The organism is Gammaproteobacteria bacterium (assembly GCA_030680605.1).
Classification (GTDB): domain Bacteria; phylum Pseudomonadota; class Gammaproteobacteria; order SURF-13; family SURF-13; genus JAQBXX01.
In genome coordinates, this window is the sequence record JAUXUQ010000001.1 from 21,853 (window position 1) to 33,784 (window position 11,932).

Annotated in this window: 9 protein-coding genes; all 9 read left to right on the forward strand. The window is 58.0% G+C overall.

Annotated features, from left to right (window positions below):
- Window positions 1-37: 37 nt before the first annotated feature.
- The 9 genes from lpxB (at window position 38) to ftsB (ending at window position 11,911) form a co-directional block, all read left to right on the forward strand.
- Window positions 38-1,198: a lipid-A-disaccharide synthase gene (gene lpxB, locus Q8L89_00115; GenBank protein ID MDP1707474.1), complete on the forward strand. Its 1,161-nt coding sequence runs from the start codon at window positions 38-40 to the stop codon at window positions 1,196-1,198.
- Complete coding sequence (gene rnhB, locus Q8L89_00120; protein ID MDP1707475.1) at window positions 1,195-1,821, forward strand: ribonuclease HII; 627 nt, start codon at window positions 1,195-1,197, stop codon at window positions 1,819-1,821. The genes lpxB and rnhB overlap by 4 nt, the downstream gene beginning before the upstream one ends.
- Window positions 1,818-5,273, forward strand: coding sequence for a DNA polymerase III subunit alpha (gene dnaE, locus Q8L89_00125; protein MDP1707476.1), 3,456 nt, complete (start codon window positions 1,818-1,820; stop codon window positions 5,271-5,273). Before rnhB ends, dnaE begins: the two co-directional genes overlap by 4 nt.
- A 17-nt stretch (window positions 5,274-5,290) precedes the next feature.
- Window positions 5,291-6,247 (forward strand): acetyl-CoA carboxylase carboxyltransferase subunit alpha, encoded by a 957-nt coding sequence (locus tag Q8L89_00130; protein ID MDP1707477.1) that lies wholly within the window; start codon window positions 5,291-5,293, stop codon window positions 6,245-6,247.
- A gap of 37 nt (window positions 6,248-6,284) precedes the next feature.
- On the forward strand, window positions 6,285-7,634 hold the full coding sequence (gene tilS / locus Q8L89_00135) for a tRNA lysidine(34) synthetase TilS (GenBank protein ID MDP1707478.1): 1,350 nt from the start codon (window positions 6,285-6,287) through the stop codon (window positions 7,632-7,634).
- Between the two features lie 92 nt (window positions 7,635-7,726).
- Complete coding sequence (locus tag Q8L89_00140) at window positions 7,727-9,385, forward strand: CTP synthase (protein MDP1707479.1); 1,659 nt, start codon at window positions 7,727-7,729, stop codon at window positions 9,383-9,385.
- Window positions 9,385-10,218: a 3-deoxy-8-phosphooctulonate synthase gene (kdsA, locus tag Q8L89_00145; GenBank protein ID MDP1707480.1), complete on the forward strand. Its 834-nt coding sequence runs from the start codon at window positions 9,385-9,387 to the stop codon at window positions 10,216-10,218. The genes Q8L89_00140 and kdsA overlap by 1 nt, the downstream gene beginning before the upstream one ends.
- Window positions 10,219-10,329: 111 nt before the next feature.
- Entirely contained in the window at window positions 10,330-11,622 is a 1,293-nt protein-coding gene (gene eno / locus Q8L89_00150; protein ID MDP1707481.1) for a phosphopyruvate hydratase, read from the forward strand.
- 16 nt (window positions 11,623-11,638) lie between these two features.
- Entirely contained in the window at window positions 11,639-11,911 is a 273-nt protein-coding gene (gene ftsB, locus Q8L89_00155; GenBank protein MDP1707482.1) for a cell division protein FtsB, read from the forward strand.
- Window positions 11,912-11,932 lie beyond the last annotated feature (21 nt).

Here is an 11,932-nt window from a genome sequence, read left to right on the forward strand (position 1 = left end):
TTTCCTCTTTCCCATTTTCTCTTGTATCTGCCGTTAAATGCGTATCGGCATTGTTGCGGGCGAGGCGTCCGGGGATATTCTGGGTGCGGGGTTGATACGCGCCATCAGGGCGCGTCACCCAGATGCCGTGTTTGAGGGTATCGCTGGTCCACGCATGATAGAGCAGGGGTGTTGCGCGCTTTATCCGGCGCATAAACTTGCGGTCATGGGTATTTCAGAAGTACTGGGTCGTTTGTTTGAACTGCTCAAGATCAGGGCGCAACTGCTGCGTCACTTTATCGATAATCCGCCGGATATTTTTATCGGCATCGATGCGCCGGATTTCAATCTGAGGCTTGAGCGAGGGCTCAAGCGCGCTGGTATACGCACCGTACATTATGTCAGCCCTTCGGTATGGGCCTGGCGAAATTATCGTGTACGTACGATAGGGTATTCGGTAGATCTCATGTTGACCTTGTTTCCCTTCGAGGCCGATTTCTACGCGGCGCAGCCGGGCCACCAGGTACCAGCATGCTTTGTCGGCCACCCGCTCGCGGACATGATAGGCCCGCCTGCCGCAGAGGATGCAGCGTTGCGACTGAGATTGCGGCGTGAATTAGGCTTGGTGGAAGATGTGCCGGTAATTGCATTGCTGCCGGGTAGCCGTGAAACCGAGTTGGGTCGTCTGGCCGCACCGTTTATCGAAGCGGCGGCCTGGTGCGTGAGGCATCGGCCCGAATTACAGTTCATCGCGCCACAGGCCAGTGCACAGACGCGCACACTGTTTGAGCAGGCACTGGCGCAGCATGCGCCACACCTCCCGATTACCCTTGTCAACGGCAGGGCGCAGGATGCCCTGCGCAGCGCTGATGCTGTGCTTGTCGCCTCCGGCACGGCAACACTGGAGGCATTGTTGTTGCGGCGGCCCATGGTGGTCGCTTATCGCATGGCACCCCTGACTGCATGGATCACGCGCCGGATGCTGAAGGTACCGTATTTTTCGCTGCCCAATCTGTTGGCGGACAAGGCGCTGGTGCCCGAGTTCAGTCAGGAGCAGGTAACGGTTGAAAATCTGGGGCCTGCATTGCTGGCCTGTTTAGATGAAACGCAACAACAGAGTGCTGTGATGAAAGAGTTTGATCGGATTCATCAGGCACTGCGTTGTAATGCGGATTCGGCGGCGGCTGAGGCCGTGCTGGGGCTGTTGAGCCAAGCATGAAGCATAACGTTGACAGCCAGTATGGCCTGAGTTTTTCGCTGCCGGAGGGCAGGGTTGCAGGTGTTGACGAGGTAGGCCGTGGGCCGTGGGCAGGGCCGGTGCTGGCAGCGGCAGTAATTCTGGCGCCGGGACAGGGCATCGTGGGGCTGGCCGATTCAAAAAAACTGAGCAGCAAGGTGCGTGAGAGACTGGCCATACAGATACGCGCATCGGCGATAGCTTGGGCGCTGGGCGCTGCCTCGGTCGACGAGATAGACCAATTGAACATTGGCCGTGCCACACTGCTGGCCATGCAGCGCGCGATTGAAGCGCTCACGGTTGCGCCAGACTATGTGCTGGTTGATGGCAACGTAAGCCCCGCAGCGCCTTACCCGGTGATCACTGTTGTTAAGGGTGATGCCACGGTTGCATCGATCAGCGCTGCATCGATTATCGCCAAAGTAGAGCGTGACGGCATCATGACTGAACTCGATAAGCGTTATCCGGGCTATGGCTTTGCCCAACACAAGGGCTATGGCACGGCGCAGCACATGGAAGCTTTGCGCAGCCTGGGTGTCTGTGTGGAACACCGCCGTTCATTTGCACCGGTACGTGTGCAGCTCGCTCATAGAGGTACAGCATGACAGCAAGTTTTGTGCATCTGCGTCTGCACACCGAATACTCGTTGATAGACGGGACGGTGCGCATTGAGCCTCTGATGCAGTCGCTGCGCTCGGCTGGCATGGGGGCGGTAGCGCTGACCGATCAGTGCAATCTGTTTGCGATGGTTAAGTTTTACCGTGCGGCAACGCAGGCCGGTATCAAGCCAATTATCGGTGTAGACGTGTGGATACGGCGCAGTGGAAATGCAGCACCTGGCAGGCTCGTGCTGCTGTGCCAAAATGAGCGCGGCTATCGCAATCTCACGCGCCTCGTCACACGCAGCTATACCGAAGGCCAGCAGCAGGGTGCACCCACACTGCAAAAGGAATGGCTTGCCGGTGCGAGTGAGGGCCTGATAGCACTCTCCGGCGGGCATGCAGGGGACATTGGTCAGGCCCTGCTGGCGCAGCAACACACCCAGGCCGAAGCACTGCTGCAGGAATGGCTGGGGTTATTTCCGGAACGCTTTTATCTCGAAGTGAGTCGTGCCGGGCGCGAGGGCGAGGAAGACTGTCTGCATGCAACGGTGCAGCTCGCGTTGGATACGCAGACCCCGGTAGTGGCCACCAATGACGTACGTTTTCTGGCGCGGGACGATTTTGAAGCGCACGAAGCGCGTGCCTGCATTCATGAGGGCCGTATCCTGGCTGACCCGCGCAGGCCACGTCACTACACGGAACAGCAATATCTGCGTAGCCCGGAAGAAATGGCCGAGCTGTTTGCCGATTTGCCAGAGGCATTGGAGAACACAGTCGAGATCGCGCGCCGTTGCAATCTCAGTCTGCGATTGGGTGAAAATTACATGCCCGATTTCCCGGTGCCGGACGGCGTTACGCTTGAGCATCATCTGCGTGTGGAAGCTGAGCGCGGATTGCAGCTACGGATCGCTGTCTTGCTGGAGGCGGTCACCGTGCCTGCCAACGACTATCAGGTCAGGCTTGCGACCGAACTCGATGTTATCAACCGGATGGGTTTCGCGGGCTATTTTTTGATCGTAGCGGACTTCATACGCTGGGCCAAGGATAACGGTATTCCCGTGGGGCCAGGACGCGGTTCGGGGGCGGGCTCGCTGGTGGCCTACGTGCTGGGTATTACAGATGTTGATCCAATTTATCATGGGCTGCTGTTCGAGCGTTTTCTTAATCCGGAGCGGGTCTCTCTGCCGGATTTCGATATTGATTTCTGCATGGAGCGCCGGGATGAGGTAATTGACTACGTGGCCCGACGCTACGGGCGCGAACGCGTATCGCAAATCATCACCTACGGCAGCATGGCGGCAAAGGCAGTGGTGCGCGACGTGGGCCGGGTGCTGGGATTACCTTATGGCTATGTCGATACCATCGCCAAGCTGATCCCGTTTGAGCTTGGTATTACGCTGGAGCGCGCTCTCAAGCAGGAGCCAGCCCTGCGCGAGAGATGTGAAAACGAAGATGAAGCCCGCACCCTGCTGGATCTCGCGCGCAAGCTCGAAGGCATCACCCGCAATGCAGGCAAGCATGCCGGTGGACTGGTTATTGCACCTTCGGCGCTTACCGACTTCACGCCGTTGTACTGTGAACAGGGGGCGGAGGTCTGCGTGACCCAGTTCGACAAGGACGATATCGAGGCCGTCGGCCTGGTCAAATTTGACTTTCTCGGGCTGCGCACACTCACCATCATTGACTGGACAGTGAAGAATCTGCGCCAGCGCGGCGTCGAGGTAGATATTGCCCGGCTGGCGCTGGATGACAAGGCCGCCTTTGAGTTGCTGAAATCCTGTGCTACCAGCGCTGTATTTCAGCTGGAATCACGCGGCATGCGTGATCTCATCAAACGGCTGCAGCCCGACCGGTTTGATGAAATCGTGGCCTTGGTGGCGCTGTTTCGGCCCGGCCCACTGCAGTCCGGTATGGTGGATGACTTCATCAACCGCAAACATGGCAAGGCACGGGTGGATTACCCGCACCCGGATCTGATGCCCATTCTCAAGCCGACCTATGGTGTGATCTTGTATCAAGAGCAGGTGATGCAGATAGCGCAGGTGCTGGCGGGCTATACGCTCGGCGCTGCGGATATGCTGCGGCGTGCGATGGGTAAAAAGAAGCCGGCCGAAATGGCCAAACAGCGTGACATTTTCATGCAAGGTGCGGCCAAGCATGGCGTCAGACCGGCTGCAGCAACCCATATCTTCGATTTGATGGAAAAGTTCGCGGACTACGGTTTCAATAAATCGCACTCCGTCGCGTATGCCCTGATCGCCTACCAGACCGCTTGGCTCAAGGCGCATTATCCAGCGGCCTTTATGGCAGCAGTATTATCGGCCGACATGGACAATACCGACAAGATCGTGGCCCTGATGGACGAATGCCGGGCCATGAATCTCACTATCGTGCCGCCTGACATCAATCGCTGCGACCATGCATTCACCGTGCACGACGACAGTGCGTTGCTGTATGGGCTGGGTGCCATCAAGGGTGTTGGTGCGGCGGCTATAGAGGGTGTGCTGGAAAACCGCAGCAAGGCGGGAAAATTCGTCGACCTGTTTGATTTCTGCCGCCGCATCGACATGCGCAAGGCCAACCGGCGCGTTCTGGAGGCGCTGATTCGCTCAGGTGCGCTGGATGTCCTGGGACCAGGCCGCGCTACCCTGTTTGCGACGTTGCCACTAGCGCTGAATGCGGCGGAGCATGAATTGCGCGACCGTATCGCCGGGCAGGACGACCTGTTTGGCACAGGCGCACGGCGCACCTCCGAAACCCTGCAATTTGTGTCCGTGGATGAATGGACTGAAGGCGAGCGCCTGCAGCATGAGAAAGAAACGCTTGGCTTGTACCTCACCGGGCATCCCGTTGAGCGCTATCGGGAAGAGCTTGCCAGCATCGTTAGTTGTGTGCTGGCCGACATCAGGCCAATGCAGGGCCAGAGTGTCATCGTAGGTGGCTTGGTCGTGGCGCTAAGGGTAATGAATAACCGGCGCGGTGAGCGAATGGCGTTTATTACGCTTGACGACCGCACGGCACGGGTTGAGATTGCGGTGTTCTCGGACGTGTACCAGCATCATCGCGAGTTGCTTGCCAAGGACAAGCTGCTGGTGATTGAGGGTGAAGTCAGTTTGGATGAGTACACGGGCAATTACAAGATGAGCGCCCTGCACATCACCGATATTAACCAGGCACGTGAGCGTCATGCCCGGAGACTGGTGATTGATCTCGAGCCACTCCAGGGGGATATTGGCATTGCGGCCCAACTTTCAGAATTGTTGGAGCCATTCCGTAATGGAGGTTGCCCGGTATGGATAAATTACAGTAATGCGTATAATGGCAGCAGGATCGATGCAGATCTTGCGCTGGGCGAAGAATGGCGCGTACATCCCACGGATGAACTGCTGCACCGCCTTGAAGGGCTGGTGGGGAAAGATCACGTCAAGGTAGTATATAACCACCCGACTGCATAGAGGCGCGACGTTTATCCATGAAGCTCAACTTTCTTGATTTTGAACAGCCAATCGCCGAGCTTGAAGCCAAGATTGACGAGCTACGTTATGTTGACAGTGACAACGCCGTCAATCTCAGCGATGAAATCCTCCGCATTGAAGCCAAGAGCCGCAAGCTCACCGAATCCATCTTTGCGTCACTGACATCCTGGCAGATTTCGCAGCTCGCACGCCATCCGCAGCGACCGCAGATGCCGCACTATATCGAACGTATTTTTACCGACTTTGAAGAGCTGCACGGTGACCGTTGCTTCGGCGATGATGCAGCTATCGTGGGTGGTGTGGCGCGGCTGGAGGGGCGTCCGGTCATGCTGGTGGGTACCGTCAAAGGCGTTGATACCAAGGAAAAAGTGTGGCGCAATTTCGGCATGCCGCGCCCGGAAGGCTACCGCAAGGCGTTACGCCTGATGCAGATGGCGGAGCGTTTCCGCCTGCCTATTCTTACCTTCATCGATACACCCGGCGCCTATCCGGGTGTGGGCGCGGAAGAGCGTGGACAGAGCGAGGCCATTGCGCGTAACCTGATGGCCATGAGTACACTGCAAACACCGATCATTTGTACCGTTACCGGTGAAGGTGGCTCTGGCGGAGCACTGGCCATCGGTGTCGGCGACCATGTCATGATGCTGCAATACGGCACCTACTCCGTCATCTCGCCGGAGGGTTGTGCCTCCATCCTCTGGAAGAGTGCTGCCAAGGCGCCCGAGGCAGCAGAAATCATGGGTATTACCTCTGATCGCCTGAAAAATCTGGGGCTGGTGGATGAAGTGGTGCCGGAACCGTTGGGCGGCGCGCATCGGGATGTTGCGGCCATGGCGCGTGAGATCAAGCGTGCCTTGCTGGACAGTCTTGGGCGAATGGAGGGTATGCCGGTGGAGAAGCTTACGGGCACGCGTTACGAACGTTTGCTGCGCTTTGGAGCCTATCAGGAATAGTCACCTGAAGTTGCGCGGCAATCAGGCACTTTCTGTGATGTCCTCACCACACCGCTCATTACTTGTCTCTCGTCTGCATGCGCTACTGGCACACTATCCCGCTGCACGCTGTTGGGTAGCCTACAGCGGCGGGTTGGATTCGCATGTGTTGCTGCATGCCATGGCGAGTCTGCGCGGTCGTCTGCCGGAGATCGCCGTAGAGGCGATACACGTCAACCATGCACTGCAAATCCATGCCCAGCAGTGGGCAGAACACTGTGCGCTGACATGCGCCGCATTACAGCTTCCCTGTCATGTACTGCACGTCAATGCCGCCTCAGCCGTGGGCGAGAGTCCAGAGGCGGCGGCACGCCATGCACGCTACCAGGCGTTCTCAGGCATGATGCGGAAAGGTGATATCCTGCTGACGGCGCATCAGCGCGACGATCAGGCCGAGACACTGTTGTTACAGCTTCTGCGCGGTGCTGGACTGCATGGCTTGGCGGCGATGCCGGTGTCTGCCAGATTCGGCGCGGGCATGCATCTGCGGCCGTTACTGGAGTTTACGCGCGCCCAATTGCAACATTATGCCCATGAGCAACAGCTGGCTTCGATTGAAGATCCCAGCAATGCCGAAACCAGCTTCGACCGTAACTATGTGCGGCATGAAATCATGCCGCGACTGGAAGCACGCTGGCCAGCTGTCAGCAATACGTTTGCGCGCAGCGCGCGGCACGCGGCAGACGCTGCCTGCCTGCTGGATGCCATGGCGCAGGGTGACTTTGCGCAGGTGGCGGATGAGTCCGGCGGGCTTTCCGTGGCACGACTGAGAACTCTGGAGTCGCCGCGCCAGCGCAACATATTGCGGGCCTGGTTCAGGCAGCTGAGGCTGTCACTGCCGTCGACTGCCCACATCGAACACATTCTGCATGACATGGTAGCAGTCGCGAGCGATCGGGTACCCTGTGTACGCTGGCAGGGGGTAGAGGTGCGGCGCTATCGCGACCTCCTGTATGCGCTGCCACCCTTGCAGGCGCATGACGCCGCGATGGTTCTGCCGTGGGACATGCAGCGCCCACTGCCGCTCCCGGCCGATCTCGGCACCCTCAGTGCGATACCCGCCCAGGGTTGCGGGCTCAAGGCATCGCTGTGTGGCGCAGCGGATGTCAGTGTGCGCTTCCGCCGCGGTGGCGAGCGCTGCCGCCCGGCCCGGCGCGGTCACAGCCATGAGCTCCGGAAATTATATCAGGAGGCCGGTATCCCGCCTTGGCAGCGTGACCGCATACCCTTGATTTATGTAGGCCCTACTCTCGCCGCAGTGGGTGCTTTATGGTGTTGCGAGCCGCTCCATGCCGGGCCCGGAGAAGACGGGCTGCTCATCATTCAGCAGGCCTGGTCGGGTGCCTGAGTGCCCACTTTCCGTTGTGCGGGACCAGGCTTTCTGGTACTCTGCAGTCCCATCTGGCGTCATTCCCTGAGCGCCATAAACACCGGGTTTTCATGACCAAATTTATTTTCGTCACCGGCGGCGTCGTGTCCTCGTTGGGCAAGGGCATCGCCTCCGCATCAATTGGGGCCATTCTGGAGGCGCGTGGACTGAAAGTAACGCTACTCAAGCTCGACCCCTACATCAACGTCGATCCTGGCACCATGAGTCCGTTTCAGCACGGAGAGGTGTTTGTGACCGAAGACGGCGCGGAGACTGACCTTGACCTGGGTCACTACGAACGCTTCGTGGGCGCCACCATGAGCAAACGCAACAATTTCACTACCGGCCAGATATACGAGAATGTCATTCGCAAGGAACGTCGCGGCGAATATCTCGGTGGTACGGTGCAGGTGATTCCGCACATTACTGACGAGATAAAGCGCTGTATCCGCGAGGGTGCAGGCGACGCTGACATTGCCATGGTGGAAATTGGTGGCACGGTAGGCGATATTGAATCATTGCCGTTCCTTGAGGCGATTCGCCAGATGGGTGTTGAACTGGGCCCGCAGCATACGTTGTTTGTGCATCTGACACTGGTTCCGTATATTGCCACCGCGGGTGAGATCAAGACCAAACCCACCCAACACTCGGTGAAGGAACTGCGTAGCATTGGTATTCAGCCCGACATGCTGCTGTGCCGTACCGCGCGCGCCTTGCCGGAGGCCGAGCGACGCAAGATCGCATTGTTCACCAATGTACAGGAAAAGGCTGTGATCTCCGCCCTGGACGTCGACAACATTTATAAAATCCCGCTGTTATTTCATGAGCAGGGCATTGATGAAATCGTGGCGGACAAGCTGCACCTCACGGTGGGCAAGGCAGAGTTGTCGGGGTGGGAGGCGGTGGTGCGCGCAGGGGAGCAGTCCAATGGCGAAGTCACCATCGCGATGGTGGGCAAGTATGTCAACCTGACTGAATCCTACAAGTCTCTGTCGGAGGCGCTGACGCATGCCGGTATCCACACGCTTACGCGAGTGCGTATCGTGTATGTCGATTCCGAGGAGATTGAGAAGAACGGAATTGCACAACTGGAGGGTGTCGACGGGATACTGGTGCCAGGTGGTTTTGGTGAGCGCGGTATAGAGGGCAAGATACGTGCGGTCAACTATGCCCGCACCCGCGGCATCCCGTATCTGGGTATCTGCCTCGGTATGCAGGTGGCGGTGATCGAATTTTCGCGCAATCAGGCCGGACTCACTGCGGCGCACAGCACCGAGTTCAATCCACAGGCCGAGAATCCTGTGATCGCGCTCATTACCGAATGGAAGACGGCGGATGGTATGGTGGAAAAGCGCAGCGTAGAGTCCGATCTGGGCGGTACCATGCGGCTGGGTGCGCAGCCTTGCCGTCTTGTTGCGGGAACGATTGCGCACACGCTATACGGCAAAGATGTGATTGTAGAGCGACACCGGCATCGTTATGAGTTCAATAATAACTATCTCGATATCTTGCAGCAGAAGGGGCTGGTTATTTCGGGCCGCTCTCTGGATGACAGGCTGGTGGAAATGATCGAGATTGCATCGCACCCGTGGTTCGTGGGCTGTCAGTTCCACCCCGAATTTACGTCCACGCCGCGTCAAGGTCATCCACTGTTCAGCGGCTTTATACAGGCAGCCCGCCGGCAGCATGCGCAGAGCGCGGAGCGTATGCCGGAAGCGGCATTCAACTGATGAAACTGTGCGATTTCGAAGTGGGACAGGAGTACCCACTGTTCCTGATCGCCGGGCCATGCGTGATTGAGAGCCACGCCCTGGCACTGGAGAGCGCGGGGCGCCTCAAGGAGATCACCGCCAAGCTCGATATTCCATTTATTTATAAATCGTCCTTCGACAAGGCGAACCGTTCCTCAGGAAAAAGTTTTCGTGGCCCGGGCCTGGAGCAGGGTCTGCGCATCCTGCAAGCTGTCAAACAGCAGCTTGGTGTACCGGTGCTCACTGACGTGCACGAAGATACGCCACTGGATGAAGTTGCTGAGGTGGTGGATGTGTTGCAGACCCCTGCCTTTCTGTGCCGGCAGACCAATTTTATCCAAAGTGTCGCGCGTCTTGGCAAGCCAGTGAATATCAAGAAAGGGCAGTTTCTGGCGCCCTGGGACATGAAAAATGTGGTCGAAAAAGCACGTGAGGCCGGGAATCAAGCAATCATGGTCTGCGAGCGCGGCGTGTCATTTGGTTACAATAATCTGGTGTCTGATATGCGCTCGCTCGCGGTGATGCGAGCGACAGGTTGTCCAGTGGTGTTTGATGCAACGCATTCGGTGCAGCTCCCCGGCGGGCAGGGAACGAGCTCCGGCGGGCAGCGCGAATTCGTGCCGGTATTGGCGCGGGCTGCCGTCGCGGCAGGCGTTGCAGGCGTATTTATGGAAACCCATCCCACGCCTGAGACGGCGCTGAGCGACGGCCCTAATGCCTGGCCTCTGGCGCACATGGAAGAGTTGCTGACGACGTTGCTGCTGCTGGATAAGGCCACCAAGGCACGCGGCTTTATTGAAGATCGACTTTAGGCCAGTTTGTATTTTGTGCTGGGCGATGAGCAGCTATGTGATTCGCAGGGATTCGGACCGGCAGTCTGCTGTGAAATGGGTTAACACGATTATTTATAAGGAAAGGGCGCGGTGGTAAAAATCAAGGATGTGCGTGCACGGGAAGTGATCGACTCACGCGGTAATCCCACAGTAGAAGCAGACGTTATTCTGGAGTCAGGTGTGCGTGGCAGGGCAGCAGTGCCGTCCGGTGCTTCCACCGGTGCGAGAGAAGCGATCGAGCTACGCGACGGTGATGTCAGCCGCTACGGTGGGAAGGGCGTGCTACAGGCAGTAGCACATGTGAACACGGTGCTGCGCCAGGCCCTGACAGGTATCCCGGCCAGTGATCAGGCACGATTGGATGCTGTTATGTGCGAGCTGGACGGTACGCCGAACAAGGCTCGGCTGGGCGCAAATGCAATTCTTGCCGTCTCGCTCGCGGCCGCGCACGCTGCGGCTGCAGATTCAGGTCAGCCACTGTACAGGTACCTGGCACCATCGACGGGCGGAAAGTTCGTGCTGCCGGTGCCGATGATGAACATCATTAATGGCGGCGCGCATGCGGATAATAATGTTGACCTGCAGGAGTTCATGATTCTGCCAGTGGGCATGCCGAGCCTGAGTGAGGCGATCCGCTGTGGTGCCGAGGTGTTCCATGCCCTGAAGAAGGTGCTGCACGATAAAGGACTCTGCACGGCAGTGGGTGACGAAGGCGGATTTGCGCCCGACCTTGACTCCAACGAGGCCGCCATACAGGTGATACTGGAAGGCATCGAACGTGCCGGTTACACGCCGGGGCAGGACGTATACCTCGGCCTGGATGCCGCAAGCTCGGAGTTTTACCGTGACGGCCACTACGTGCTGGCGTCCGAAAACAAGCGCCTTACCGGCGCCGAGTTTTCCGACTATCTTGCGGCCTGGGTAGACAAATACCCCATACTCACCATTGAGGACGGCATGGCAGAGACTGACTGGGACGGATGGGCGTTACTGAGCCGTAGCCTGGGCGGACGTGTGCAGCTGGTGGGTGATGACCTGTTTGTCACTAATACCCGGATTTTTGAACAGGGCATTGCCAAAAATATTGCCAACTCGATCTTGATCAAGGTAAACCAGATCGGCACACTGAGTGAAACGCTGGCCGCCATTGCCATGGCGAAACAGGCCGATTACACGGCCGTGATCTCGCACCGCTCCGGTGAAACCGAGGACACTACCATTGCCGATCTGGCAGTGGCGACGGGTGCAGGGCAGATCAAGACCGGTTCCATGTCACGCTCAGATCGTGTGGCGAAGTATAATCAGTTGTTGCGAATTGAGGAGGAGCTTGGTGCGCAGGCGGAGTATGCCGGGCGTGCCGCATTTCGCAGCCTGCAATCGTGAGGGTCACAGGCGCACTGTGAAGATTGTTATCGCTCTGCTGGGGGTGTTGGTGCTGGCGCTGCAATATCCACTCTGGATGGGTAGCGGCAGCCTTGTCGATACCTGGAAGTTACGGCAGGAGCGTGATGTCCAGCAAGCAGAGAATCATATGCTCATGGAGCGCAACCAGGCGCTTGAAGCCGAAGTAAATGATTTGAAGCAAGGCCTGGCTGCAATTGAGGAACGGGCCCGTAGCGAGCTTGGCATGACAAAAAAAGACGAGACATTTTACCAGGTTATACACGAATAGCAGATACTGACCGCTTGCGCC